Source organism: Alishewanella sp. SMS8 (genome assembly GCF_030737935.1).
GTDB classification, from domain to species: domain Bacteria; phylum Pseudomonadota; class Gammaproteobacteria; order Enterobacterales; family Alteromonadaceae; genus Alishewanella; species Alishewanella maricola.
In genome coordinates this window covers 1,434,084-1,459,656 of sequence record NZ_JAPJEA010000001.1, presented here as the reverse complement: position 1 = coordinate 1,459,656, position 25,573 = coordinate 1,434,084, and the positions used below count along the sequence as shown (strand labels likewise).

The following is a 25,573-nucleotide window of genomic DNA, read 5'->3' as shown; positions in this document are numbered from 1 at the left end:
TGTTTACTGGCTGTTTTTATCTAGCTCGACCAGTTGTTGATCTTTATTTAACCACAACTGATTAATGTATTGCTGAAAATGTGCTTTGTAAGCAGGATCATTGTAGTCGCCTATCAAATCTTCTGAAATGGGCAATACCTGAACCTTTACTGTTATAGCATGAACTTTGCCTGAGATGTAATCCCAAAATGTTGGGATCCCTTGCGGATAATAAATGGTCACATCTAGCAGCTTATGCAGTTGTTGGCCCATGGCGCCAAGCACAAAGGCGGTACCGCCGGCTTTGGGTTTCAGTAAGTGCGCAAATGGCGATTGCTGCTGTTGGTGCTTCGCCTTGGTAAAGCGGGTGCCTTCAACAAAATTCATAATCGAGACCGGCTTATAGCGGAATTTTTCACAGGCTTTGCGCGTAGTTTCGATATCCTTACCCTGCAAATGCGGGTTTTTCTGTAAAAAGCTTTTGCTGTAACGCTTCATAAAAGGAAAATCGAGCGCCCACCAACAAATGCCCAGAAACGGCACATACAGCAGTTCTTTTTTCAGAAAAAATTTAATAAATGGAATTTTGCGATTAAAAATCTTCTGTAATACCAAGATATCTGCCCAAGATTGGTGATTAGCAATAATCAAATACCACTCTTTACGCGACAGTTGCTCGATGCCTTGAACATGCCAACGAATACGGGTGAATAATGCCGTGGTGAAGTTGTTCACGCTGATCCAACATACGGCACAGGCATCCAGCAGATAAGTGAGGCCGCTTTGCCAAAGTGGTATTGGCAGCAACTTCAGGATAGCCAGTAACAAAACAGGGACAAACCAGAACAAAGTATTGATGGTATACAGTAGGATGGAAAGCACACCGACAAGGGGTTTGGGTAAAAACGCCAACATAACGCACCTGATTATTTAGTGTTGCCGAGGCGGCAACAGGAAATAAATGTAAGACGAGTAACGCGCTAATAAGCTGCGTTACTCGTCCGATCAGTTGCTATTCTAGCTTAATCTTCGAAATAGGTGTAACCATAAACGCCGGCTTTTAACTCATCCAGCAGTTCGTCTTTACGCTCACTTTCCATTTCAAGTTTCGCCAGCTGTTTAGTGTAAGAGGCAATCAGCTTCTTTGCATCAAACTGCACATAGCGTAATACATCAGCAACAGTGTCGCCTTTGATGATATTGGTTAGCTTGTAGCTGCCATCATCTGTTAGTTCAACGTGCACTGAATCGGTGTCACCAAACAAGTTGTGTAAGTCACCTAAGATTTCTTGATAGGCACCGACCATAAACATGCCGAGTAAATACTGCTTATCATCGCTATATTCTGGCAGCGGTAAACTGGATTCAATACCATTACCATCGGCATAGCTTTTTAGCATACCGTCTGAGTCACAGGTAATATCTTGAATAATAGCGCGGTGATTCAGTGGCTCGTTCATCCGCTCGAGTGGCATCACTGGGAATAGTTGGTCGATACCCCAAGCATCTGGCATAGATTGGAACAATGAGAAGTTAACGAACAGCTTATCTGCCAGCTTTTCGTTCAGCTCATCATGAATACTGCGATGCGAACGTGCCGATAAATCTAAATTCGCGCGCACTTTGTTAATGGTAGCGAAGTAAATTTGCTCTAATAACGACCAATCTTGCAGCGTTAATAAACCGTGCACGTACTGGGCATGGGCGTCAGTGAAGTAGTGGATCGCATCGTGATAGGCTTCAATTGCTGAACGTGGCGTGACGCTTTGATAAGCTTCCCACAAACCTAAGATCACCGTGGGTGAATCTTCGCTGGGCTCAGGTAAATTGACTAAACCCGGTGCGCGTTCAATATCAATCGCATCGGTAACCAATACCGCATGGTGCGCGGTCATGGCGCGGCCCGATTCGGTAATAATGTTCGGATGGGGTAAGTCGTACTCGTCACAGACTTCTTTTAAGCCGTTTACCACGTTACGCGCATATTCCATCATGGTGTAGTTCATCGAGCAGGCTGAGCGCGATTTCGACCCTTCATAGTCGACACCTAAGCCACCACCCACATCAACCGTGGTGATAGGCACGCCAAGGGTGCGTAATTCTGCATAGTGACGGGCACATTCACGGATAGCGTTGTGAATATCACGGATATTAGCGATTTGTGAGCCGATATGAAAATGCACTAATTGCAGCAGGTCGAGCTTGTTCGCTGCACGCAGTACGTCGATCGCTTGCAATACTTGAGTAGCGGTTAAGCCAAACTTGCCCTTTTCACCACCGGTGTTTTGCCATTTGCCTTTACCTACCGAGTTTAAGCGAATACGAATACCAATGCGCGGTGCTGCGCCTAAGTTATCAATTTCGCGGATCAGCGTTTTAAGCTCAGACAGTTTTTCTACCACCACATACACGGTGTGGCCCATCATTTGGCCGATGGTGGCTAAGCGTAAAAATTCGCTGTCTTTATAACCATTACAAACGATTTGCAGCGGTTGTTCAGTCACACCCAAGATCGCCATTAATTCAGGCTTACTACCGGCTTCTAAGCCGACCTTGCCGCTGTCGTGGCTAATTAAGCGTTTTACTACAGAGAACTGCTGGTTTACCTTAATGGGGTAAACGGCAGTGTATTGTCCTTGATATTCTTTTTCTGCTTTGGCCAGTTGAAACGACTTAATTAACGTGTCCACCCGGTGCTGCAAAATATCGGTAAAGCGAACTAAAACCGGTAAGGTTAAGCCTTCTTCTTTGAAACGCTGCGTAAGCTCGGGAAAGCTGATCCCGTTTTTACTGTGATCTTGGTCGGGATAGGCAATAAGATCACCGTCCTGATTGACGTCAAAATAGCCTTCACTCCAGACTGCCACGTTATAAATCGATCGCGCTTTTTCAAAACCCCAAGCTGACATTGTGCTTCCTCAAAAAAATTAACTGCTATAGTTTAAAGCCTATAACGGGTTGGTGCAGCAAAATTGCCCAAAAAATTTGTATGTGGCCTGTAACACAGGCAAAATACGCCCCTTATACGATGCAGGGGGAAATTATGTCAGTAATTAATGACAAAAAGTGGCTTACCGAGGTGTTTGCCGACAGTGGTAGTGTGTTTGGTCTGGCGATTACGCAGAAATTAGACGAAGTGCAGTCACCATTTCAGAAAATTGCCATGTACGAAACCACCCATTTTGGTAATTTAATGGTAATTGATGACGTTATTATGCTCAGTAGCCGTGATAACTTCTTATATCACGAAATGCTGAGTCACCCTGTACTTTTCACGCATCCTAACCCAAAAAATGTGGTGATTATTGGTGGCGGTGACTGCGGCACTTTACGCGAAGTGTTAAAACACCCCGGTGTTGAGCGCGTGACGCAAATTGATATCGACGAGCAAGTCACCCGCATGGCGGAAAAATATTTCCCTGAGCTGTGTGCCTCTAACAATGACCCACGTGCCACGCTGAAATTTGAAGACGGCATTAAATTTATGCGTGAAGCGGCCGCCGGCTCCATTGATGTGATTATTGTTGATTCTACCGATCCGATTGGCCCGGGCGAAGGTTTATTTAACCGCGCTTTTTATGCTAGCTGCTTAGCGGCGTTAGCCGATGACGGTATCTTAGTGCAGCAAAGCGAATCGCCACTTATTCATATGCCGTTATTAACCGCGATGCGTCAAGCGATGAGCGATGCCGGTTTTGCCAGTTTGCAAACACTAAACTTCCCGCAAATGGTTTATCCCTCTGGTTGGTGGACCTGTACCTTGGCGAAGAAAAGCGGTGAATTTAACGGTTTTCGCGAAGAAGCGGCGGCGAACGCTGGCTTTGATACAGAGTATTACAACGTTGAGGTGCATAAAGCCGCCGCGGCCTTGCCTAACTTTGTAAAGAAAGCCTTTGCTGCAAACCAGTAAGGTAGTGTTGAATAATAAAAACGCCTGCATTGGTATAATGTAATTCAGTTAAGCATGACCTGTTTGCTCTAAATCAACCGTTGAAGGCCATGGATGGCCGAAAAGGGGCCTCAGGGATGATTCATGGCGTGTTGATGTGAGCAAACCGCGTCATGCTAAACACTAAACTCATCGGTATTGCTGCATTGGCAGGCGTTTCTTATTACAACGAGAAACGTTCGCGAAGAAAATGCGCGACGCCATCTTCATGGTGATGCCCAATCACCGCACTGGCCACTTGCTTAATTTCGTCAATGGCATTGGCGGGGGCGTAACTTTCATCAGCACAAGCAAACATACTTAAATCGTTATCACCATCCCCAAAACAAATAACTTTGCTGGCACCCAGTTGTTTTTTCAACTGCGCAACGGCCTTGCCTTTATTGGCTTGGTAATGATGCACGTCCATCCAACGATACTGCGGTCCCTCAAGGGCAGGGCCTGAGTAGGCAATAAGGTTTGTATAGGTGTTTAATTTTAGCCACATGGCATGAATGGTGGCTGCCTCGCCAATCATGCTGATATTCGTGACCTGATGCTCAGGCGCTAAGGCGTGAAGCGGCTGCAGCTGTTGTGGCGTGTCGCTAAAGTACTTTTCGACCAGTCTTTTTTCCACATCGTGCTGGGTTTCAGCATGAAACACCACATGTTGGTGCTGTGCAATCACGTGCACAAAGGGCGAGATCCCTTGGCGCAGAGCAAGCTCAAGAATAGTATTAATTTCAGTCTGCTCTAAGATGTTCTCTAAGGTCAGTTGCTGGGTGTTCGGATCCCAGATAGTTACGCCATTATTATAGATTTGCGGTAAAACAAATTTATGACCCGCCACCGCTCGCTGTGCCGACAGCATAGTGCGCCCGGTGGCAATGGTGAAGGCAATGTCTTTCTCGCTTAACAGTTGTAAGGTGTCGTAGGTGAAGCGGGAGATCTCAGAGGCGTTGTTTAACAGGGTGCCGTCCAAGTCAAAACAAATCAGATACATATAGGGCATTTCCGAGCTTAAAAAGACTAACCGAGCTGACAGCCAAACCCCGCCGACAACCTAGATGATGAAGTATGCCATACGTAAAGGCACCGTATGTGGTTTTTATCTGTATGGGCTGAGGCCTTGAAACGTGAACAACATGCTTTAATACTGACAAAAATTATGCCGGTGTGTTTTACTGGTACCTATACTGTTACCAGCTGTGGCTTGCACCAATATATTTATTTAACAAAGGAGAACTTAACATGCGTTTACTCTTCGGGGCTTTACTGTTGTTAATATTGGCGGGGTGTAACCGCAATGAAGTGGGTGACGTGTCATTAGGCGTCTTTACCACTAAGGATATTAAACTTGATGCCTTTACTGATCCGCTGGTCACCGGTGTGACTTGTCATGTATCCAGCATTGAAGCCAATCTAAATCTTTCAGACCCTTCTGATAGCGGTATTGCTTGTCGCCAAACAGGCCCGATTACTGCTGAGATGATCGCTAAAATAGATAAGAGCAAAAGCGGTGAAGTGCTGTTTACCAAATCAAAAAGCATCTTTTTTAAAAGCATGAAAATTCGACGTATTTTCGATGCTGAAAACCAGACGTTAATGTATTTGTCTTACTCCACCAAAGAAACCTCAGGCAGCTTTAAACACAGCCTGTCGACGGTACCGCTGTGGGGCACGCAAGCTTACAGCGAAGCGAAGACGGTACAGCCTTAATTTACTTAACTAGCTGGGATAACAAGCTTATTTGCGTTGCTGCCGATAATTACACATTGCAGCGATTAGCGGGTTTGTCATGATATGTGTGATGTTACATCGGATCTAAAGTTAGCAACACGCGGGGAGCGTCACCGGCGGGTGAGCGGTGAACAATAGCGTGCTGCTCGTTACCCTCCCAGCCTGAGCCTTTAAGCAACGTAACGGCAAAGGGGGCAGCTTTTAAGGTATTAGCGTTCGCGTCTAGCCATTCGGTGCCAGGGCCAAGATAAGTGCATACCAAACGGCACACCAGATGATCAGTATGAAATTTGGGGCACATCGGTTGACGTAAGGTTTCTAAACGTAGCCCCAGTTGCTGGCAATCCATTAAGCAACTGAACATGTGGCAGAGCAGGGCAATATCGTGCAGAAAAGCCTCTTTTCCCTGCGCATCAGGTAAGGCATGACCAATATCGGTTTGTATCGAATCGACGTGAACAATACGTTTGATTGGCATCGTGAGCGCCAGTGTACGGCAGTATTCTGTGATGGCGTTATCGGCATTACGTTGCCAGCTGACTAAGTTCACATCATCATTAAATATGCGGGTCAGGTCAGTGGGATCCTCAGCCATGACCTGTTGTATCTGGGGGCGAAATGCATTGAAGGCTAGCGCACTCATACGGTTAGCTCCTGAACAAATAAGCTGGGGAGCTGATGCCAATGCTGTTCGCCTTGCGCTAGTTCGCTGTCAGTAAGTAAGCACGCGTTCAATTGTGCCAGTATTGCCGTTTTATCCAGTTGCTGCCCTATAAATACCAACTCTTGGCGGCGGTCGCCAAAGGGTTCCTGCCAGCTTTGTTTAATCGCGTCTTGCATCTCTGGCTCTTCGGGCCATTGCTCTGAGGGTACAGCCTGCCAAAACAGTCCTGCGATATGATAACGAGCCATGCCACCCGCCTGATGCCACAGCCAAGCATGCTCAGGCGTGTTAGCTAACCAGAAATAGCCTTTAGATCGCAATAAACGCCCACTTGGCCAGTCTTGATGTAAAAAATGGTAAAATCGCTCTGGATGAAAAGGCTTACGAGCATAAAAAGCAAAACTGCTAATGCCGTACTCTTCCGTTTCGGGTTTATGTTCGCCGCGTAACTCTTTTAACCAGCCTGCCGCTTGCTGTGCCTGTTCAAAATTAAATAAGCCTGTGTTGAGTATTTGCGGCAATCCGACTTGGCCTTTCTCAGCATAAATAATGCGGGCACGGCTGTTCAAACTACGTAAAATGGCGCTGAAGCGTGCTAATTGCTCTGCACTAACTAAATCGGTTTTACTGATCACTAAGACATCGCAAAACTCGACTTGCTCAATAAGTAGATCAGCGACACTGCGTTCGTCGTCTTCACCTAAACTTTCTCCTCGTTCGGCTAAGTCATGCGCGGTCTCAAAGTCAGCCATAAAGTTTACGGCATCTACCACTGTTACCAGTGTATCTAGCCGAGCAATATCGGCTAAGCTTTGGCCGTCTTCGTGCTCAAAAGTAAAGGTTTCTGCAATGGGTAGCGGCTCTGAAATACCGGTCGATTCAATTAATAAATAATCAAAACGACCGGCTTTAGCCAGTTTACTAATTTCGATCAATAAATCTTCACGTAAGGTGCAGCAAATACAGCCATTGCTCATTTCAATCAGTTTTTCCTCAGCACGGTTAAGGCTGACCTCTTTATTTAACTGATGGGCATCAATGTTAATTTCACTCATGTCATTCACAATAACCGCGACGCGCAAACCGTCGCGGTTATTTAAAACATGATTGAGTAATGTGGTTTTACCGGCACCTAAAAAGCCTGATAACACGGTAACGGGGAGGCGTTTGTCGTTACTACGCTGAGTGGGCAGCATGTTGCATTCCTTGTGCTTGAAGAAGCAGTTGACGGTTATAGAGATGCGCGCCGATTAACAGCCCACCTCCAATCAAAGACAATGCGGTTTCTGCATAGTGCGAGGCGAAAAGAGAGATGATTAGCAGTAAAAAACCTGCCAAACCCAAGACAAAAGGGGCGGTATGCTTGTGTACGCACCAACCACCAGGCAGACTCCAAGCCAGTAATACACTGATGGGAAGTAACATCAAATAATGAAACCACTCTGAGCTTAATACGCCAAGCATTAAGCCAGAGCTGCCCAACAGCAATAAAATCGGGGTAGCAAGGCAATGGACGATACACAGGCCTGATAACGCCGCGGCGATAATGTCTTTCATAAAATCTCTCAGTGTGCGATATCCGGTCCTGTTGTCAGTAATGACGAGCCGTATTTTGCAGAATGTGCGCATGGGAAATTGTTACAGTATAACAATTGCCATATGTTATAACGTAACATTATGGCCGTCAAATGCGAATTGTCAGAAGTGACAAGTGCTGGTTAGCGCAAGCGTCAAACAGTGCCGCTTTAAATAAGCCAGTGTGTTGAAACAAACGACGTAGTTGCCGTTGTTCATTTATTTTTAATCTAAGTGCTGCGTTGTGTTCATGTTTAGTGGGAGTTGTTGTTCAGATTGTCTGAGTAAAGTGGTCAGCAGTTAAATACAACCTCTTGTAACTTAATAGAACGGAACAATAATTATGATGAACAAAAAGTTAGTAATGGTTTCAATAGCGCTGTCTGTGTTGGCAAGCAGTGCGGTTATGGCAGCGCCGGTAGTAAACAACAATATTACTGAAGCTGAAGTGAAAGCAGCGCAGCAAGCTTGGGGACAAGCACTCATTGACATCAGCGCGGCTTATAACGCAGGTGGACAAGCGCAAGCTGAAAAAGTGGCCCGCCAAGTGTTAGATGCCGCCTATGGTTACAATTTAGGTGCGGTGTTGTTTAAACCCACTTTAGCTAATGGCAACCAGACATTTCGCACCAACTATGACGGCGCCTTGTCTTATTTTATCGGCAACAATGCCGAATATGCCAATGACAGCGGCTTTGCGCTAAAAGGTTGGCAGGGTTATGACTTTAGCAATGCCAGTGTCTATATTAATGGTGATTTAGCCTTAACGATGGGTCACGTTATGCTGACTGACAAAGGCGGTAACGTAACCACCGTTGATAAAACTTGGGGCTTTAAGAAGGATGAGCAAGGCGCGCTGCGCATCGTATTGCACCATTCTTCTTTACCTTATAGCCAATAAATTGCCAACGCGTGTTTGACGCGTATTACCCAGCTCATCCCAACCTTGGCTAGTAACACAACAGCGTTACTAGCCCTTTTTATCGAAAAGTCTCCGAAAAAACGTGACAAACGTAATGCCTTGTCGTGCAGTCAATCATTCTTGCAGGCAGTAACCCAAGCCACGCCGGGTGTGGAGCAATTTAATTGGGTAAGGATCGTCAATTTTTTTCCGTAGCCTCGCCATATACACATCAACAATGTTGGTCAGGGGATCTTCATTTAGGCCCCACACATTGGTCAGGATGCGCTCGCGGCTATACACTTTGCCACTGTTACTCATTAACAGTTCCAGTATGCCGAGCTCTTTGGCGGTTAACGTCAGAGTGGTGCCGGCACGCTGCGCGATCATGCTATCTAAATCGAGCTGTAAGTCGGCGACGGTTAATTGTCTGGTGCGTTCACCTGCGGCCATACGATTGCCTAATGCTTCAATACGCGCCAGTAACTCTTCAAAATGAAAAGGTTTACCTAGGTAATCATCGGCACCGGCACGTAACCCTTTTACACGCTCGTCTACTTCAGACAACGCGGATAAAATAAGAATACGGGCGCTTACTTTTTGGCTGCGTAATTGCTGACACAAGGTTAAACCGTCTGTTTGGGGGAGCATACGGTCTAAGACGATAACGTCGGGCTCAAATTGGCTTAACACGTCAAAAATACCTGCGCCGGAGTCCAGCAATAATGTCAAGTAACCTTCGGCTTTCAGCCCTCGGGATAAAAAGCTCCCCACTTTTTCATCATCTTCAACAATCAGTATTTTCATCTTCAGTTCCACAAAAGTGAGAGAGGCCAATCGTTACCGTGCAGCCTTTAATATCATTAGCGTCAAGGCGGATGCTGCCGTCATGCGCTTCAACAATGGCTTTAGCGATACATAAGCCCACACCCAAGCCATCTGGACGCGCCTGCCGTGCTGCCGCACTGCGGTAATGTCGTTGAAACAGCTGTTGCCTATCTGCCGGTTGTAGGCCAATACCTTGGTCTGTCAGTTGCAGTCGAAGCTCGTTTTGATCAGCGCTAAACGTCAGTTTCAGGCAGGTATGTTGGCGTGAATAATGTTGGGCATTATCGGTAATAATACGCAATACCACCGCAAACTTTTCAACGTCGAGCAGTAACCATTGATCTTCAGGTAGGCTAGGCACGAGGCAATGCTCCAGTTCAAAACGGCTATTCAGATGTTGCTTAATGATTTTCAATGCCATGCCCATAAAAGTGCTGGTAAGCAAAGGTTTAAGGCTAACCTGTACCAGACGGTCTTCACCTCTAGCCAAAAATAACAAATCATCAATGCGTTGATTCAGTTGGTTGCTGGCCGCGAGGATACGCTCGAATGCTTCTTTATATTCAGCAATATCTTTGTCTTTACCGCGTAAGCTAATTTCAGCTTCACCCTGAATGCTGGTGGCCGGTGTTCGTAATTCATGGCTAATGTCGGTTAACAGCTGTTTTTGTCGCTGTTCAGCATGATGCAACTGCGTTAAAGCATTTTGCAACTCACTGGTGCGGGTTTGCACCAGTTGCTCGGTGGCTTGTTGGTTTTTCTTTTCTTGTTCGGCGTAAGCAAAAATATAGCCCGACATGAGATTAAATTGCCGGGCGAGTTCAGCAAACTCGGTCGAGCCACTTTCATGAATGCGGTGTGAAAAATGCCCTTGCTGCAATTGTTGCGTGCCGCTTAGCAAATTTTGCAAAGGGCGACTCAACGCCCGTGACAGATATATCGCCAGCCATAAGGTAAGCAAAATGGCAATGACACTGATCGCGGCAATAGCGCGTTTGACTAACAGCAGTGCGTTTAGCGCATCTTGCTCGGTGAGCTCAGCACGTTGTTTTTGTTGCAAGATCGCCTGTTGCAGCAGTTCCGCTAAGTCTGCGTCTTGAAAGGTGTCAAACATGGCGATTAAAATACGCCACCGTTCGGCATCATCGCTATATAGCGCAATTTCTTGTGTTTTTAGCGCCCGCTCTAAGGTTTGTAAGTTGCTTTGCAGCAGTGAAATGACTTTCACTTGTGCCATGATATGTTGTAAATCGGCCTCACTGGTACTGTATAGTTGATCGCGAATAGCCAGTTGGTCTAGATCCGTCAATTGTGCCTGCATACGGGATGACAAGGTGTCACGAAAATCCGTATTGGCATTTTCGGTGAGCAGATATTCTGCCAACCACACTTTTAGCCGTTGCTTATCCGCACGCAGCGAGAAAAACTCTGCCAGCATCTGATTGGCAATTCGGTTACGCTCTGTATGAAATTCAGAATTTTGGTGCGCCCAAAAGCTGATGACAGACTGCAGTAGTACCACGGTTAATAAAATACAAAGCGAGACAATCAGTTTGCGTTGGTACATAGACTTAATTTATTGAGAGCGGAACATGAGCGCAGTATAGGCAGTTAAATGGGTTTAAGCATGAAAATAACGTTAACATTGTGCGTAAATCGATCAAGCAAACTATTCTACTGCTGTGATCAGGGGTTGTGACACTTCGCTAAGCAAAAATAGAGTGCGGTGTTTTTCTTTACAACATTAAGCAGCAATGCATGCTTTATTCCTCAGCGGTTTGCGCCAAGCGAGTGGCGAGTTGCTGATACAGTTGTTGATGAAAACTGCCCAGTGCTGCTGGCTCGATTTGCTTAAAGTAGCTGTAAGCCTGCGCTGGACGTTTGAGCTGTAGGTTTATCTCCAGCAGTCGCAGCAGATGAATATGGTGTTGCACTTGGTGCTCTGGCTCGGCGGTATACTTTAGCGAATCTTGGTAGAGCTGATCTGCCGCCGCTAACTGGCCTAGTAGTTGTTGTGTGCGGGCCAGATTGCCCATCCCGATAATCATTTTGCCAGTATGACCAAGCGAAATAGCAGCAGCCAATGCGTCTGCACGGTAAGCCGCTGCAGACGCTAAATCATTTCGCTGATGGCTGATATGTGCCAAATTAGAATTCAGTTCGAATAAGAACAGAGGATCGATACTTTTAGAATAATGCGATTGAGCAAAACGCAGGAGTTGCTCTGCCTGATCAAGTTCGCCTAAATAGTATTGCAGGTTGGCCAACTCGACTATTCGCAGTGGGTTACCAAAAGCGGTGTAAACCTCCTTTAAGATTGCCACTGCTTTGGCAGCATAGATTTTTGCTTCATCGGTTTTTTTAAAATAAAACAGCGCTTTAGCATAGTAAAAATAGAGTTGTACCCGAAACACATCAGGCATAGCGGGCTGCGTTAATAAATACTCTGCTTCATGTTGTAATTGTAAAAAATGCTGTTTATCAAACAGATAATTGAGTTGGTAGGCTTTTATCCGAAACCAATTATTGCTGTAGGGGGTAGTTGCAGTAAGTTGCTGTTGCAGATAGTGCTCACAGCTTATTGTGTTGTCTTGCTGACAAAACGCTTCGTGGTCACTCAGGTTTTCTGAAGCGCCGATGCTGAAAGCTGTAAATAGTAAAATGACCAGAGACAAGCGCATAAAAACGTTACTGCCATTGAAAATGAATGCCGGTTGCAATACTGCCACTATGGCTGCTTAGCGGCATATCGTCAAATATAGAGCATGAATAGCTCAGCGTTTTATCACAAAGAAAGTGTTTAGTAATACATTTTAAAACAGTTGATGTTAAGAGAACACATTTAGCTAATCACGCTGAGTTACCCTTTGTTGTCTCCGCTATGGTTAGCCAAACGATAAAAAGCCGAGCCTACTGATTATTTCTTATGATTAATAGGTAAGCGTTTCGCCCGGGCAAAAGCATTTTTGCTACTTTGTAAATGTCAGGATTTTTTACAATCGCAACAGCGGCTTCTTTTTAAATTTAATTAAATCATGCACTTGATGTTTGGCATTATTTTTGCTTGATAACTCTTTTGTACTATTAAGCATTTTTACTTAACAAAAATGATAGTTTTAATTTAGGGATAAGCACTATGAAATTTGTACGGCTATTAGCATTTGCAGCAATGGCAGCCATTTCTACACAAGCGTCAGCAGGCCTCATTGCCGCTTATGATTTTGACGGAAATGCTGCCAACAACACCCAATCATCCGTTTACAATTTAGCCACAGTTGGCACAGCGGACTTTTCTAAACAAGCTTATTTCTCTGATGGTAATGGTGCAAATTATTTAAACGTAACCGGGCCAGGTGGTTTAACGGATTGGACTTTGTCTCTATGGCTTTTCACTGAGCAAGCAAACCAAGGCCAATTTAAAGGAATATTTTCAAATTTAGTAGACCCTAACACCACAAACTCTTGGCAAATAGATAGCTTTGATGGCGATTATAGACTGATCTCTGCTAACGGTGCTAACTCAACTATTGGTGCGGCGGTTGCGAATGATTGGCAGCATATCGTGGTGCAAAAATTTAGTGGAAGTAATGCCCGCTTATATTTTAATGGTGCTTTCGTTCAAAACATTGGTTATAACCCAGGCGGGTTACAAAACTTCAGAGTGGGTATTAACAGAGCAACAACCGAAAGCTACACAGGTTACATTGATAATATTCAAATATGGAATGATAGCTTGCTAAGTGCGGAAGATGTGGCCGGATTATATCGCACAGGTTCTGGTGCTAGTTCTGTTTCTGACACTGTTGCCGTGCCGGCACCTGCAACATTGTTGCTGTTTGGTTTTGGATTAATCATGGCGGTTAGAACCAGATTAGGTAAAAAATAATTCGCTGATATCCACTTTACTTTAAGTCTGCTTTTAGTGTTGAGTTAGCTAAAGCTAAAAGTTGCATGGGTAAAATATTAAAATAGAAAACGCAGCCTTTAGGCTGCGTTTTTGTTTAAGGCTTGTAGTTTATTCAACCACAGGCTCAATATGAATTTCGACACGGCGGTTTGCTGCACGATTGGCATCTGAATTATTCGGTAAAGCCGGGTAATCTGGGCCATAACCAATGGTTTCTAAACGTATCGACTGCACACTTTGCGCCACTAGGTAATTTTTCACGGCATCAGCACGGGCGGTAGATAACGTCATGTTGTATTGGCGTGTACCGGTATCATCGGTGTGGCCAGCAATCACTAACATGGTTTTAGGATAATCGCGCAATACTTTGGCGATATCATTTAATACAGGGTATAAGCTGGCACGCACGTCTGAGCGGTTAATTTCGAAGGTCAGCTGAGCTGGGATATCCAACATCAGTTTATCGCCATTGCGGATCACTTTAACGCCTGAGCCACTAAGCTCTTCGCGCAGGGCTTTTTCTTGCTTATCCATGTAGCTACCAACGGCAGCCCCGGTTAAAGCGCCTACGGCAGCACCAATTACGATACGCTTGTCTTTATGGTTACCCGTAGCTTTACCCGCAACGGCCCCAACAACGGCGCCAATAGCGGCACCGCGCGCAGTATTTTGATTTTCTGTGGTTGCACAACCGGCTAAGACTAAGCTGGCTGACATTATTAAGGCGGTAGAGACTTTTAAATTCATGGTGTTACTCCGTGAAGCAAGGTAATTAAGGCTAAGCTTAGGCCTAGCGGCTGAATCATGGCTGAATTGGTATCAGTGTTAGCAGATAAATAGCAATAGACATATAGACTTCCAAACTTTAAGCTAAGCAAGTTAAATGAGCGCTAAGGATGCAGGATATGCCCGTTCGAGGTTGGAAACGTATAGTGTTAAAAGTGGGTAGTGCTTTAATTGCACCTTCGGCAGACGGCTGTTCAACACGCTATTTATTGTCGATTGCGCGCTTTATTGCCGAGTGTCGCGCTGCGGGTACTGAAGTGGTGCTGGTTTCATCTGGCAGTGTCGCTGCTGGGCGCAATGCGATTAGTTTTAAGCATTTACCTTTGCCGATTAACATTAAACAAGCGATGGCGGCAGTAGGGCAAAGCCGCATGATGGCTTGCTGGGCACAGCTTTTTGATTTTGATTGTGCGCAGGTTTTACTGACCCACGATGATTTAAAAGATCGGCGCCGTTATCTGAATATCGATAACACCTTGCGCACTTTGTTAGCAAATCAGGTGCTGCCGATAGTCAATGAAAACGACACGGTAGCCACAGCGGAATTAAAAGTGGGCGATAACGATAATCTCGCCGCGATGGTTGCGATTTTAGCCGATGCTGATGCCTTATTAATTTGCTCTGATATTGACGGTTTGTTTAATGCCAATCCGCGTACTACACCAGAGGCCAAGCTTATTCCCTTAGTTGAGCATATAACTCCCGCTATTTATGCGATGGCGGGCGGCAGCCACCATGCCATTGGCACGGGCGGTATGGCAACGAAAATTCAAGCGGCAGATAAAGCCACTAAGGCCGGTATTGATACGCTGATTATTAATGGACAAAAGGCTACCACCTTTGATGAGTTATTAGCCGATCGGCACTGTGGTACTTTGTTTCAACGGCAACAAGAACGCATCAGCGCCAAGAAACATTGGTTGCGGCACAACTTAAAACCGCAGGGAAGTATTGTGGTTGATGCGGGCGCGGCCCTAGCATTACAGCAACGCGGTGCGTCATTATTACCTTCGGGCATTACCGCTACGGCAGGCCATTTTGACAAAGGTGATGCAGTATTGCTGCAAACAGAGGCGGGGCTTACCTTGGCGCAGGGGATCAGTCAGTACAGTGCTTTAGAACTGGCCAAAATTCGTGGTGCGAAAAGCCAGCAGATTGCCAGCTTGTTAGGGTATTGCCCAAGTGAAGTGGCCGTGCATCGAGATGATTTAGCCCTGTTTGAAACAACAACGCCAGCTTAGCTGGCGTGGAGTTTTAAAAATCGAGCGCTAAAATTTTTGAGCGGCGCTGGTAATTATACAGCTGCTTTTTCTGACTAGGTAAGTCATCGACAGTCACCAACTGGAAGCCTTGCTCCAAAAACCAGTGAATGCTGCGCGTGGTTAAGGCAAATAACCGGTCATACTTGCGCTGCCGTGCTTGCTGGATCACGCTTTTTAACAAGATGCTGCCACGGTCGGCATCGCGATAATCAGGATGTACGGCTAAACAGGCAAACTCGCCGACATTATCTTCAGGAAACGGATACAGCGCTGCACAACCAATTACTAAACCGTCACGTTCGATCAGAGTGAAATGTTCAATTTCCATTTCTAATTGCTCGCGTGAGCGGCGCACCAACAGGCCTTGCTGCTCTAACGGCCGGATTAAATCAAGGATACCACCGATATCGCTGATCGCCGCGCGCCGGAGTTTTTCTGCGGATTCGGTAACCACTTGCGTACCGATACCATCACGTGAGAACAATTCTTGTAAGATTGAGCCATCTTCGTTGTAACAAACCAAGTGACAGCGTGGTACGCCCGCTCGACACGCCGTAATGGCGGCATTTAAAAAAGCTACCGTACCTACACAAGCATCACTGTCTGCAGCTAATCGCTGCATAATTTCTTCAGCACGGTTTGGCATTAATTCGGCTGTAATTTGCCCATCTTCGTCAGTAATGCCCCCTGCTTCGTTAAAGCCTATCATCTTATCGGCTTTTAAACGGATCGCGACCTGCGTGGCAATTTCTTCGGCGGTCAGATTAAAACTTTCCCCGGTGACAGACGCCGCAATGGGTCCCATCAGTACGATACCGTTGTTGTCTAATTGCCGGCGAATACCGTTGGTATCAATGCGTCTTACTTTACCACTGTGGAAATAATCGACACCTTCGTCAACGCCTAGCGGCTGCGCAATAACGAAGTTACCACTCACCACGTTAATTTGTGCGCCTTGCATGGGCGTATTGCTCAAACTCATCGATAAGCGAGCGGTAATATCTAATTGTAAGGCACCGGCGACTTGTTTAATCAGTCGAAAGGATTCGTCGTCAGTGACGCGCACGCGATTATGGTATTGTGGCTCTAAGCCGGCTTGTTGCAAGGCCTGATTGATCTGCGGCCTAGCGCCATACACTAGAACGATTTTAATACCGAGGCTATTTAACAAGGCAATATCGTTAACGATACTGCGGATACCCGATTGCATAATCGCTTCGCCACCGAGCATGATGACAAAGGTTTTACCGCGGTGGGCATTCACATAAGGGGCAGATTGGCGGAAACCGCTGACAAGTTCAGTAGTGCGCACGGGCGATGAAGATCCTTTGGTTAACATTTAAGGTTAAGTCTGGCAGCTATTGGCATAAACTGCCAGACTTGAACGGAAATAACGCAGGCAACATAGCATTAAAGTGACTTTATATCCACAATAAGTGAATAATTATTCTTTAATCTAGGATGATATGCGGTACAAATCGAGAACTATCTTTAGTGATGAGGCTGTTATCCTCACGGATGCCAATACCTGCGGCCATATCACCGACCACCCAGCTACCAATTAAAGTAAAGTGTTCACCAAAACGGGGTAAAGGTGCAAAGGCTTGTCGAATATAGCCATTATCGTTATATGGGCCGGGTTCAAACAAGCTTTGTCCATCCGGAGTGATCATTTCGATATTGGCACCTTCACGGGAGAATAAGGGTTTACGTACCCAGCCGGGTGTTAATGGCTTTTTACCGTCATCAAAAAATGACGGTAATAAATTAGGATGGCCCTGATATTTTTGCCACAACAGTGGCAAGATACCTTTGTTAGATAACAAGGTTTTCCACAGAGGTTCTAAGAAACGCGTTTCTGTAGTCAGTAAGGTAGCGGCAAACTCTTCTTGCAGCATAAATTCCCACGGGTATAGTTTAAACAACCCTTGGATCGGGAAACCGGCTAAATCGACTAACTGGCCGTCAATATCACCCAGTTGTTCTAATTGAATATAGCGGCTGTCTAGGCCGCTTTGCAGCGCAATATCCATCAGATAATCGACGGTGCCTTTATCTTCGATACTTTGCGTCACGCTACTAAAATAAAACGGTTGGGGTAAGGGTAATTCGGCAAAGGCTTGCTCTAACTTATCTTGCAAGGAGTTAAATTGATCGGCATTGGCGGGTAGCACCCCCCTCATCTGCTGATCTTCTAGCCATACCCACTGAAAAAAGCCCGTTTCATACAAGGACGTAGGGGTATCATAATTTAACTCTAACAGTTTAGCTGGGCCTTGGCCGTTGTAAGCGAAATCGAGGCGACCGTATAAGTGGGGTTCAGCATTGTTCCAGCTATCGCGCACCGCATCCCAAAACCGTTCAGGCACGGCAAGTTGAGTTAGCTGTTGCTCGCTCTGCAAAATGTCTGGGATCAGATCCAACGCCATTTGATGCAGCTCTTCGGTTGGCGCTTCTAAGTCTTGCTCAATTTGCGCCAAGCTGAATTGATAATAAGCCGATTCATCCCAGTAGACTTCGCCATCTATGGTATGAAAATCAAAGCCCACACTTTCAGCGAAATCTTGCCAACCTGGGCGCGGTGCTATGGGGATGCGTTTCATGTTAACCGCCGAAACTGCTGCTGCGCTGTGCGGCAGTAGCGCGTTGCTGCGCTTGTGAGCCAAAGCCACCACGACGCGCTAAGCTGGCAGGTTTAGGCTGCACGGCCGATGGCCGAACCTGTGTTGGGCCAGATTGGCTAGCTACCGGTGCATTGCTTGCAGTGCGAAAAGTACTGCGATCATCCCGTGATTTGTACAACGGTTGCGTCGGCACACTGTTGCGCGCCGCTGCACTGCTTTGTTGTGGCGCTTGTGCACCCATACCACCGCGATTGAGCATTTGTCCGGCCATAAAGCCCATCATCATGGGCATAAAAAAACTGCCTTGAGCACTTTGTTGTTGCGGTGCGGTTTCGCAACTGCCCGTACCAAAGTCAGCCTCACACTCTTGTTTATTGGCATAACGAGGAGCCACTTGCGGATGCAATGCGGCGGCTTCTTCAAACGCAGCTTGGCATTGAGCCGGTGGATTATAAAAAGCAGCACACTCATCTGGTGTATTGTAAACCTGAGCTTCTACCGTTTTTTCTTGGCCACAGCCTTGTAGTAACAAGGTGGCGGCGGGCACCATAAAAATGAGCGCCGCTTTGCGGCTACGTTTACATGTGGTTTTTGGCATGATCTGCTCCTTAGTAACTCATACAGGCGGCATTTAACATACCGACGCTGATTGAACAGCCTGCAGAAAAAATCCCTGCAGCGATATCGCCTTTGGTGATACGTTCTGGTAGTTGTTTTAAGGCCAACTGGCTAACAAAAAAGGTTAGCACTTGCACTAGCAAGGCCACTGCACCCCAGATGGCACAATCTAACAATGACAATGAATGGGTGATGGCGCTAGACAGTGGCCAAGCAAAACCGATCAAGGCACCGGCAAAAGCCACTGCAGCAGCGGGATTATTTGCCCGAATTAAACCAAACTCATCATGCGGCGTTACCCAGCTGTATAAGCGAATGAACAGCAGCAAAGAAATAATGGCCAAAGCAAAGTAAGCCAAAAAAGAGGGTAAACCGGTTAATGAGCTTAACGCTGTATCTAACATAGTAAGGTCCTATTACCTAAATGATGCACTGATCCTGCGGAAATTTGCGACGTAATTCAAGTAAAACCGTATCAAGGTAAAAACTACCGAAGTTTATCGCAGCCGGCAGGGCTAATATCCTGTTTATTGGACAGGCTTTGCTGACTTTTTCTACACTCGACAAGTCGTTTTAAAACAATAAAACAAAAAACCAAGGAACTATGATGAAAAAACTTTCTTTACTGGCGCTGGGCATTGCTGCCGCGTTGGGACTAGCGGCCTGTAGCAGTCAGCCGACCGTGGAACAAACCGCGCAAACACTGGCGATGCAAGAACAGAAAGCCGGTTTTGAGTTAAAAAACTTTGACCAAACGGTAGCGCCTCAGCAAGACTTTTTCCGTTTTGTTAATGGTAACTGGCTAAACAGCACCGAAATTCCAGGTGATCGTTCACGTTGGGGTAGCTTTGATGAGCTGCGTGAAAATGCCGAAAAACAAGTGTTAGAGATTATCCGCGAGCTTGCGGCTGGTGAACATGCTAAAGGCTCTGATGCGCAAAAGATTGCTGATTTATACGCCTCTTATTTAAATGAGCCATTAATTAACGTCTTGGGGTTAAATCCGTTGCGGGGCGACATTGTGCGTATTGAACAGTTACGCACACACCAAGATCTTACCGAGTTATGGGGCGAGTTACAGCGTTACCGTTTCGGGACACCGGTGTCTGTTTATGTTGGTCAGGATCAACGTCAATCTGATCAATATATTACAGGTGCTAGCCAAGGGGGGTTAGGTTTACCTGATCGCGATTACTACATCAAAGATGATGAGCGCTCTAAAAAACTGTTAAGTCAATATAGTGACTTTATTCAAACCTTGTGGCAGTTGGCCGGCTGGGATAATCCAGCGCAAGCTGCGGCGCAAATTATTGCGTTAGAAACCCAATTGGCAGAAGCACAGTGGAGCCGTATTCAAAATCGTGATCGTAACGCCACTTATAACAAATACACTTTAGCCGAGTTACAACAAGTGGCACCGGGCTTTGATTGGTCGCGTTTTATGGCTGCCGCCGAGCTGGATAAGGTGAATGAAGTTGTGGTACGTCAGCCATCTTATTTTACGGCGTTCGCCAAAATGCAGGGTGATGTGCCAGTAGCACAGTGGCAAACCTACTTAAAATTTCATTTACTTCGCAGTAATGCCAGTAATTTAAGTGAGCCTTTTGTGCAAGCGAGCTTTGAATTTTATGGTAAAACACTCAGTGGTTTACAAGAGCAGCGCAGCCGAGAAAAACGTGCAGTGGGAGTGGTGGACAGCAGCTTAGGCTTTATGGTTGGTAAGCAATATGTCGATCGCTACTTCAAAGCAGAAGCCAAAGCGCGTATGGACGAGATGATCGAAAACCTACGCGGTTCATTTAAGGTCGCCATTGCTGAGTTAGAATGGATGAGCGAACCGACTAAGGTGGAAGCGCAGGCCAAATTAGCCAAATTTAATACGAAAATTGGTTATCCTGATGTTTGGCGTGATTATGACTGTTTAACAATTGACGCTAATGATCTTATTGGCAATTTACGCCGCAGCAGCGAGTGCGAATACCAACGCATGGTGGCGCGTTTAGGCCAGCCAGTGAATCGTGATGAATGGGGTATGACACCGCAAACCGTGAATGCCTATTACAGCTCTACCATGAATGAAATCGTTTTCCCTGCCGCTATTTTGCAGCCGCCCTTTTTTAATGTAGCTGCGGATGACGCCATTAACTATGGCGCCATTGGTGGTGTTATTGGCCATGAATTTACGCACGGTTTTGATGATCAAGGTCGCCGTTCTGATGGTGACGGAAACTTGCGTGATTGGTGGACTCCCAGCGATGCGAAGCAATTTAGCGAGCGCGCGCAGCGGATGATTGATCAATACAATGCGTTTAATCCTATTGATAACTTAACCTTGCAAGGTGCTTTGGGTTTAGGTGAGAACATCGCGGACTTAGGCGGGTTAACCGTGGCCTATAAAGCATATAAGGCCGCCACTAAAGATAAACCACAGCAAACCATTGCCGGTTTTACTCCTGATCAGCGCTTCTTTATTGGTTGGGCGCAAGTGTGGCGCATTAAATTCCGTGATGAAGCCTTGCGCCAGCAAGTGATCACTGGCCCGCATTCGCCAGGCATGTACCGCGTATTAGGTGTACTGTCGAATATGCCAGAGTTTTACGAAGCCTTCGATATCAAACCGGGTGACGGTATGTATCGTGAAGAAGATGTGCGCGTGAAAATTTGGTAGTGGTGGGCACTAAGGGTCTAGGCCCTTAGTGCCATGTTTTATAACATCCGGTTTGCTTGCTGCATTCTTGCTGAAGAGCAAACCGGATTTTTAGTAAGCGCTGCAATTAAAACTGATAAATGACACCTAAGCTCAGGTTATGACTTTTTAGCTTGTAGCCAAAGCCATCGTCGTTAAACTTTTCACTTGGCATTTGTAAATATTCAACGGTTGCAGATAAGTTCTGAGTAAATTTTACCCCCGCGCCAACACCCCAAGTTAAACCGTCTACTGTTTCTGAATCAGAGTAATAGAAATCGCCGTCGCGTTCTTTGTAAGTGAACTTACTGGCAGCATAACCGGCAACACCGTACAGAGAAAATACGTCGGTAATGGGTACGCTGCCTTTCATTAACACTGCGGTTTGTTGGCTTACGTCCAGTTTTTCGGAATAGCCGATATCTTGAAAGCTTTCACCGCTAACGCCCTTACCTAAGCGTAATTCTGTGGCAAAAAAAGGCGTGAATTGATAACCAGCGATGGCGCTTAATACCGTAAAATCAAAATCATCACTAAAACCGGCCGCAGATTCTTTCAAGGTGGTATTACTGATTTGGCCACCGACATAAAAAGGTGAGTCGGCTGCGAAAACGGGCGTCACTAAACTGCTTGCCAGGGCAATGGCTAAAATTTTATTTAACATGGTCTTTCCTTGTGGGTTGTTATACGCCCTTACTATCTACCGCAACGCCTGAATATAATCTGAATGATTTTACATGTATGGTTTATTTTAATAACATTTTTAATTCATCTGCTGTTCATAAAAATGATGAAAATTTAACGCTGTTCTGTGCATTTATCTCAGCTTTACCCTAGATGGTCGAAACTGACAGCAGCCTGTGCTAGAACATGCTAAAAAGAAGTTGATAAATTATTAGGAAAACAATATGAACAGCTTATTACGTACTCTGCTGCTGGGGGCTGCGCTTGCTTATGGCAGCTATGCTTTAGCCACAGCCGTTGATATTAATTATCAACAACCTAGCCAAGACATTATCGATATTGTCGATGCCGCACCGACACCCAGTGCCAGTTTAAGCCCTGATGGGCTTACATTGTTAAGCACGGCTTTTCCTGCGTTACCCAGTATTGCCGATTTAGCTGCACCCGAGTACCGTTTAGCGGGCGTCCGTTTTAACCCAGCGAATAATGGCCCAGCGCAACCACGCTACGTCTCTTCTTTACAACTTATTGATCTTGCCACTCAGCAAAGTCGAGCGATCAGTGGTTTACCAAAAAGCCTAAAAGCGGTGAATTTAAGCTGGTCGCCCGACAGTCGTTATTTCGCGTTTATTCAGTTAGATGACACTATCGCGACTTTATGGCGGGTTGATATTGCTAAAGCGAAAGCCAGTCAGTGGAGCAAAACACCGATTAATGCGATCTGGGGTGGGGCTTTACAGTGGTCAGCTGATAGCAAAGCGATTTTCGCCAGCAGTGTGCCGGCAAAACGTGGTGCCGAGCCACTAGCGAGTAAAGTGCCTACTGGCCCTATAGTAACAGAAGCGCGTGGTCGCACCGCGCCAGCGCGGACTTATCAAGATTTACTGAAAGATAAACATGATGAAGCCTTGTTTAGCCATTACTTCACCAGTCAATTAGTAAAAATTGGCCTCAATAATAAAGTAACTGCCATTGGCAAACCGCAGTTATTTCGCGGTATTGAAGTGTCTCCTGATAATAACTTTATTTTAGTCAATCGTTTAGAGCAGCCGTTTTCCTATGCCGTACCGGTATTTCGTTTTGGCTATACTGCCGAAGTATGGGATGCCACGGGTAAGTTAGTTTATAACGTGGTGCAGCAACCGGTTGCTGATAATTTACCCATTGCCTTTGATGCGGTGCCAACGGGGCGGCGTGATATCGGCTGGCGTGCCGATCATGCGGCTACCCTCTATTGGGCGGAAGCGGCAGATGGCGGTGATCCGGCCAATACGGCCACAGTGCGCGATCAGTTATTCCAACTGCCAGCCCCCTTTACGCAACCTGCTGAAAAGCTGCTAGATTTAAGTTATCGCTTTGCTAATCTGCGTGCGGGCGCTGATGGTAGCTTGATGGTGTCGGAGCGTTGGTGGCAAGATCGCAATGAAAAAGTGTGGTATTTAGCGCCAAAACAGCCAGCGCAATTAATGTGGGAGCGTTCATCTGAAGATCGTTATAACGATCCTGGTACACCGTTAATGACCACTGCTGCTAATGGCCAAAGTTTATTACGCATAGAAGATGGCGCGATTTATTTAACCGGTATTGGTGCCTCTACCGAAGGTAACCGCCCCTTTATTGATAAGCGCCAACTGAGCAGTGGTGAAACCAGCCGCTTATGGCGCTCAGAAGCGCCTTTCTATGAATATCCTTACACGTTATTAGCGTCTGGCAAGTTATTAACCCAGCGCGAATCAAGCGATCTACCGCCTGACTTTTACCTGCGCGATCTGCAAAATGGCGAGCTTAGCGCTTTAACCAAAACGCCGCATCCGATGCCGCATACTCAGGGTATTAGTCGCGAGTTAATTAATTATCAACGTGCCGATGGTGTGCCGATGTCGGCAACCTTATTACTGCCAGCCGGTTACGATAAAGCGCGAGATGGTGCATTACCTACCGTGATTTGGGCTTATCCACGTGAGTTCAGAAGTGCGGCCGCCGCAGGCCAGGTTAGTGATTCACCTTATCGTTTTAATCGCATCAGCTATTGGACGCCACAGTTTTTAGCAACGCAAGGTTATGCGGTGATGGACAATGCCACCATGCCGATCGTTGGGGAGGGCGAGCAAGAGCCAAATGATACCTTTATCAAGCAATTAGTCATGAACGCCGAAGCCGCGATTGCGGCCGGTGTAAAGCTGGGCGTAACGGATGCCAATCGCGTAGCGGTAGGGGGGCATTCTTACGGTGCCTTTATGACTGCGAATTTGCTGGCGCACACCAACTTATTTAAAGCCGGTATTGCGCGTAGCGGTGCTTATAACCGCAGTTTAACGCCGTTTGGTTTTCAGCGTGAACAGCGTACCTTGTGGGATGATCCTGAGTTATACAGCCGCATGTCTCCGTTTTTCCATGCGCAAAAAATCAAAACACCGTTACTGATGATCCATGGTACAGACGATAACAACTCAGGCACTTTCCCGCTACAAAGTGAGCGTTTATACCAAGCCATCAAAGGTAATGGCGGCACCACACGTTTAGTGATGTTGCCTTTAGAATCTCACGGTTACCGTGCGCGCGAATCGATCTTACATATGCTGTGGGAAACGACGGCTTGGTTAGATGAATTTGTGAAAAACGCTGAGCCAGCCAGTCAAAAATAACCACTTAAAGGCTCTACTTAAGTGAGATAGAGTAAAACCGCTGGTAACCCATGGTTACCGGCGGTTTTTGTTTTACAGGCTGAAGAGTACAGTATTTGATGTTTTTTTTGGAAAGAACACTGCAGGTAATTCATCCAAGTCATGCTCAACACTCAACACTCAACACTCAACTAATCACTATTAAGCAATGACGCTGTGTAATGTGTTAATCAGCGGCTGTGTCTGGTTGGCAACGAAACTGTTGTTTGCGCAGTAATACGGTCGGCTGCCCGCTTAAGTCGATTTGGTACAGCATGGCGTAATCTTGCTCCGTCAGCGGTGCAACGTCGATCTCACTAAACAGTTTGACTAAAGCCGGCACGGTGTTGCTGTGGCCAACGATTAATACCGTGTGGTTTGCACTACTCAGCTGTTGTTTTAACTGCTCAGGTGCGGCTGGATGGTAACTTGTTACGGTTAACTGCTGGCGCTTTGCTACCGCGGCGGCTGTTTGTTGCGTACGTTGATAGGGCGTGGCATAGACTGCTTGCAATGGGATGGCTTGGAAATACTCGGCCAGTGCCTCGGCTCTGGCTTGGCCACACGCCGAGAGTGTCGGATCGGCACCACTGAGTTTTTCGGCATGCCGCACCAGATATAAGGTCTGGGCATTAACTTGTGACAGCCATAAGCAAAACATACTGCTGCAGATGGCGATAGCTTGAGATAACTTCAACATGGGTGATCCTTCATTTAAACCTTGGCTG

Annotated in this window: 23 protein-coding genes; 7 read left to right on the top strand and 16 right to left on the bottom strand. The window is 46.2% G+C overall.

What is annotated here, in order from left to right; translation table 11 throughout:
* Window positions 1-3: 3 nt before the first annotated feature.
* Both ORJ01_RS06665 and speA read right to left on the bottom strand, forming a co-directional pair.
* Window positions 4-894, bottom strand: a complete 891-nt coding sequence (locus tag ORJ01_RS06665) for an acyltransferase (protein ID WP_306177378.1) — start codon at window positions 892-894, stop codon at window positions 4-6.
* A gap of 107 nt (window positions 895-1,001) precedes the next feature.
* Window positions 1,002-2,888 carry a biosynthetic arginine decarboxylase gene (gene speA / locus ORJ01_RS06660; protein WP_226750505.1) on the bottom strand — a complete coding sequence of 629 codons (1,887 nt, stop codon included), beginning with the start codon at window positions 2,886-2,888 and terminating at the stop codon, window positions 1,002-1,004.
* Between the two features lie 134 nt (window positions 2,889-3,022).
* Here speA and speE point away from each other — a divergent pair, with 134 nt between their 5' ends.
* Window positions 3,023-3,889, top strand: coding sequence for a polyamine aminopropyltransferase (gene speE, locus ORJ01_RS06655; RefSeq protein WP_306177377.1), 867 nt, complete (start codon window positions 3,023-3,025; stop codon window positions 3,887-3,889).
* Window positions 3,890-4,091: 202 nt separating this feature from the next.
* On the opposite strand, the gene ORJ01_RS06650 is transcribed toward speE, so the two are convergent.
* Window positions 4,092-4,910 carry an HAD family hydrolase gene (locus ORJ01_RS06650; RefSeq protein ID WP_306177376.1) on the bottom strand — a complete coding sequence of 273 codons (819 nt, stop codon included), beginning with the start codon at window positions 4,908-4,910 and terminating at the stop codon, window positions 4,092-4,094.
* A gap of 248 nt (window positions 4,911-5,158) precedes the next feature.
* Here ORJ01_RS06650 and ORJ01_RS06645 point away from each other — a divergent pair, with 248 nt between their 5' ends.
* Entirely contained in the window at window positions 5,159-5,626 is a 468-nt protein-coding gene (locus ORJ01_RS06645; RefSeq protein WP_306177375.1) for a CreA family protein, read from the top strand.
* A 94-nt stretch (window positions 5,627-5,720) separates the two neighbouring features.
* Here the strand turns inward: ORJ01_RS06645 and ORJ01_RS06640 are convergent, their stop codons facing one another.
* From ORJ01_RS06640 to ORJ01_RS06630, 3 genes are read right to left on the bottom strand one after another with little or no spacing between them, the layout of a single operon-like run.
* Complete coding sequence (locus ORJ01_RS06640; protein ID WP_306177374.1) at window positions 5,721-6,290, bottom strand: DUF1826 domain-containing protein; 570 nt, start codon at window positions 6,288-6,290, stop codon at window positions 5,721-5,723.
* Complete coding sequence (zigA, locus tag ORJ01_RS06635) at window positions 6,287-7,507, bottom strand: zinc metallochaperone GTPase ZigA (protein WP_306177373.1); 1,221 nt, start codon at window positions 7,505-7,507, stop codon at window positions 6,287-6,289. Before zigA ends, ORJ01_RS06640 begins: the two co-directional genes overlap by 4 nt.
* Window positions 7,488-7,868, bottom strand: a complete 381-nt coding sequence (locus ORJ01_RS06630; protein WP_306177372.1) for a MerC domain-containing protein — start codon at window positions 7,866-7,868, stop codon at window positions 7,488-7,490. The genes zigA and ORJ01_RS06630 overlap by 20 nt, the downstream gene beginning before the upstream one ends.
* 361 nt (window positions 7,869-8,229) lie before the next feature.
* Here ORJ01_RS06630 and ORJ01_RS06625 point away from each other — a divergent pair, with 361 nt between their 5' ends.
* On the top strand, window positions 8,230-8,787 hold the full coding sequence (locus tag ORJ01_RS06625; protein WP_306177371.1) for a phosphoribosyl-AMP cyclohydrolase: 558 nt from the start codon (window positions 8,230-8,232) through the stop codon (window positions 8,785-8,787).
* Between the two features lie 135 nt (window positions 8,788-8,922).
* Here ORJ01_RS06625 and ORJ01_RS06620 read toward each other — a convergent pair whose 3' ends face one another.
* The 3 genes from ORJ01_RS06620 to ORJ01_RS06610 all read right to left on the bottom strand — a co-directional run bounded on the left by ORJ01_RS06620 (window position 8,923) and on the right by ORJ01_RS06610 (window position 12,344).
* Window positions 8,923-9,594 carry a response regulator transcription factor gene (locus ORJ01_RS06620; protein WP_306177370.1) on the bottom strand — a complete coding sequence of 224 codons (672 nt, stop codon included), beginning with the start codon at window positions 9,592-9,594 and terminating at the stop codon, window positions 8,923-8,925.
* Window positions 9,575-11,182: a cell wall metabolism sensor histidine kinase WalK gene (locus tag ORJ01_RS06615; RefSeq protein WP_306177369.1), complete on the bottom strand. Its 1,608-nt coding sequence runs from the start codon at window positions 11,180-11,182 to the stop codon at window positions 9,575-9,577. Before ORJ01_RS06615 ends, ORJ01_RS06620 begins: the two co-directional genes overlap by 20 nt.
* Before the next feature lie 196 nt (window positions 11,183-11,378).
* On the bottom strand, window positions 11,379-12,344 hold the full coding sequence (locus ORJ01_RS06610; RefSeq protein ID WP_306177368.1) for a hypothetical protein: 966 nt from the start codon (window positions 12,342-12,344) through the stop codon (window positions 11,379-11,381).
* A 407-nt stretch (window positions 12,345-12,751) separates the two neighbouring features.
* On the opposite strand from ORJ01_RS06610, the gene ORJ01_RS06605 reads away from it, so the two are divergent.
* Entirely contained in the window at window positions 12,752-13,501 is a 750-nt protein-coding gene (locus ORJ01_RS06605; RefSeq protein WP_306177367.1) for a LamG-like jellyroll fold domain-containing protein, read from the top strand.
* A 129-nt stretch (window positions 13,502-13,630) separates the two neighbouring features.
* Here ORJ01_RS06605 and ORJ01_RS06600 read toward each other — a convergent pair whose 3' ends face one another.
* A complete protein-coding gene (locus ORJ01_RS06600) occupies window positions 13,631-14,269 on the bottom strand; it encodes an OmpA family protein (protein ID WP_306177366.1) in 639 nt (212 codons plus the stop codon).
* A 158-nt stretch (window positions 14,270-14,427) separates the two neighbouring features.
* On the opposite strand from ORJ01_RS06600, the gene proB reads away from it, so the two are divergent.
* Window positions 14,428-15,549 (top strand): glutamate 5-kinase, encoded by a 1,122-nt coding sequence (proB, locus tag ORJ01_RS06595; protein ID WP_306177365.1) that lies wholly within the window; start codon window positions 14,428-14,430, stop codon window positions 15,547-15,549.
* 13 nt (window positions 15,550-15,562) lie between these two features.
* Here the strand turns inward: proB and argA are convergent, their stop codons facing one another.
* The 4 genes from argA to ORJ01_RS06575 form a co-directional block, all read right to left on the bottom strand.
* Entirely contained in the window at window positions 15,563-16,882 is a 1,320-nt protein-coding gene (gene argA / locus ORJ01_RS06590; protein WP_226750490.1) for an amino-acid N-acetyltransferase, read from the bottom strand.
* A gap of 139 nt (window positions 16,883-17,021) precedes the next feature.
* Window positions 17,022-18,173, bottom strand: coding sequence for a glutathionylspermidine synthase family protein (locus ORJ01_RS06585; RefSeq protein ID WP_306177364.1), 1,152 nt, complete (start codon window positions 18,171-18,173; stop codon window positions 17,022-17,024).
* Window position 18,174: 1 nt separating this feature from the next.
* Window positions 18,175-18,792, bottom strand: coding sequence for a DUF1190 domain-containing protein (locus ORJ01_RS06580; RefSeq protein WP_306177363.1), 618 nt, complete (start codon window positions 18,790-18,792; stop codon window positions 18,175-18,177).
* A 10-nt stretch (window positions 18,793-18,802) separates the two neighbouring features.
* Window positions 18,803-19,216: a DUF350 domain-containing protein gene (locus ORJ01_RS06575; protein WP_306177362.1), complete on the bottom strand. Its 414-nt coding sequence runs from the start codon at window positions 19,214-19,216 to the stop codon at window positions 18,803-18,805.
* A 203-nt stretch (window positions 19,217-19,419) separates the two neighbouring features.
* Between ORJ01_RS06575 and ORJ01_RS06570 the strand changes: the two genes are divergently transcribed.
* Window positions 19,420-21,480 (top strand): M13 family metallopeptidase, encoded by a 2,061-nt coding sequence (locus ORJ01_RS06570; protein WP_306177361.1) that lies wholly within the window; start codon window positions 19,420-19,422, stop codon window positions 21,478-21,480.
* A gap of 106 nt (window positions 21,481-21,586) precedes the next feature.
* Here ORJ01_RS06570 and ORJ01_RS06565 read toward each other — a convergent pair whose 3' ends face one another.
* On the bottom strand, window positions 21,587-22,162 hold the full coding sequence (locus ORJ01_RS06565) for a porin family protein (protein ID WP_306177360.1): 576 nt from the start codon (window positions 22,160-22,162) through the stop codon (window positions 21,587-21,589).
* Between the two features lie 244 nt (window positions 22,163-22,406).
* Here ORJ01_RS06565 and ORJ01_RS06560 point away from each other — a divergent pair, with 244 nt between their 5' ends.
* Window positions 22,407-24,827 carry a prolyl oligopeptidase family serine peptidase gene (locus tag ORJ01_RS06560; protein WP_306177359.1) on the top strand — a complete coding sequence of 807 codons (2,421 nt, stop codon included), beginning with the start codon at window positions 22,407-22,409 and terminating at the stop codon, window positions 24,825-24,827.
* A gap of 205 nt (window positions 24,828-25,032) precedes the next feature.
* On the opposite strand, the gene ORJ01_RS06555 is transcribed toward ORJ01_RS06560, so the two are convergent.
* Window positions 25,033-25,545, bottom strand: a complete 513-nt coding sequence (locus tag ORJ01_RS06555; protein ID WP_306177358.1) for a histidine phosphatase family protein — start codon at window positions 25,543-25,545, stop codon at window positions 25,033-25,035.
* Between the last annotated feature and the right edge of the window lie 28 nt (window positions 25,546-25,573).

What these genes read in the sequence shown, in the direction of transcription:
- ORJ01_RS06665 (WP_306177378.1), bottom strand. Translation starts at nt 894, where the DNA reads ATGTTGGCGTTTTTACCCAAACCCCTTGTCGGTGTGCTTTCCATCCTA.
- speA (WP_226750505.1), bottom strand. Translation starts at nt 2,888, where the DNA reads ATGTCAGCTTGGGGTTTTGAAAAAGCGCGATCGATTTATAACGTGGCA.
- speE (WP_306177377.1), top strand. Translation starts at nt 3,023, where the DNA reads ATGTCAGTAATTAATGACAAAAAGTGGCTTACCGAGGTGTTTGCCGAC.
- ORJ01_RS06650 (WP_306177376.1), bottom strand. Translation starts at nt 4,910, where the DNA reads ATGTATCTGATTTGTTTTGACTTGGACGGCACCCTGTTAAACAACGCC.
- ORJ01_RS06645 (WP_306177375.1), top strand. Translation starts at nt 5,159, where the DNA reads ATGCGTTTACTCTTCGGGGCTTTACTGTTGTTAATATTGGCGGGGTGT.
- ORJ01_RS06640 (WP_306177374.1), bottom strand. Translation starts at nt 6,290, where the DNA reads ATGAGTGCGCTAGCCTTCAATGCATTTCGCCCCCAGATACAACAGGTC.
- zigA (WP_306177373.1), bottom strand. Translation starts at nt 7,507, where the DNA reads ATGCTGCCCACTCAGCGTAGTAACGACAAACGCCTCCCCGTTACCGTG.
- ORJ01_RS06630 (WP_306177372.1), bottom strand. Translation starts at nt 7,868, where the DNA reads ATGAAAGACATTATCGCCGCGGCGTTATCAGGCCTGTGTATCGTCCAT.
- ORJ01_RS06625 (WP_306177371.1), top strand. Translation starts at nt 8,230, where the DNA reads ATGATGAACAAAAAGTTAGTAATGGTTTCAATAGCGCTGTCTGTGTTG.
- ORJ01_RS06620 (WP_306177370.1), bottom strand. Translation starts at nt 9,594, where the DNA reads ATGAAAATACTGATTGTTGAAGATGATGAAAAAGTGGGGAGCTTTTTA.
- ORJ01_RS06615 (WP_306177369.1), bottom strand. Translation starts at nt 11,182, where the DNA reads ATGTACCAACGCAAACTGATTGTCTCGCTTTGTATTTTATTAACCGTG.
- ORJ01_RS06605 (WP_306177367.1), top strand. Translation starts at nt 12,752, where the DNA reads ATGAAATTTGTACGGCTATTAGCATTTGCAGCAATGGCAGCCATTTCT.
- ORJ01_RS06600 (WP_306177366.1), bottom strand. Translation starts at nt 14,269, where the DNA reads ATGAATTTAAAAGTCTCTACCGCCTTAATAATGTCAGCCAGCTTAGTC.
- proB (WP_306177365.1), top strand. Translation starts at nt 14,428, where the DNA reads ATGCCCGTTCGAGGTTGGAAACGTATAGTGTTAAAAGTGGGTAGTGCT.
- ORJ01_RS06585 (WP_306177364.1), bottom strand. Translation starts at nt 18,173, where the DNA reads ATGAAACGCATCCCCATAGCACCGCGCCCAGGTTGGCAAGATTTCGCT.
- ORJ01_RS06580 (WP_306177363.1), bottom strand. Translation starts at nt 18,792, where the DNA reads ATGCCAAAAACCACATGTAAACGTAGCCGCAAAGCGGCGCTCATTTTT.
- ORJ01_RS06575 (WP_306177362.1), bottom strand. Translation starts at nt 19,216, where the DNA reads ATGTTAGATACAGCGTTAAGCTCATTAACCGGTTTACCCTCTTTTTTG.
- ORJ01_RS06570 (WP_306177361.1), top strand. Translation starts at nt 19,420, where the DNA reads ATGAAAAAACTTTCTTTACTGGCGCTGGGCATTGCTGCCGCGTTGGGA.
- ORJ01_RS06565 (WP_306177360.1), bottom strand. Translation starts at nt 22,162, where the DNA reads ATGTTAAATAAAATTTTAGCCATTGCCCTGGCAAGCAGTTTAGTGACG.
- ORJ01_RS06560 (WP_306177359.1), top strand. Translation starts at nt 22,407, where the DNA reads ATGAACAGCTTATTACGTACTCTGCTGCTGGGGGCTGCGCTTGCTTAT.
- ORJ01_RS06555 (WP_306177358.1), bottom strand. Translation starts at nt 25,545, where the DNA reads ATGTTGAAGTTATCTCAAGCTATCGCCATCTGCAGCAGTATGTTTTGC.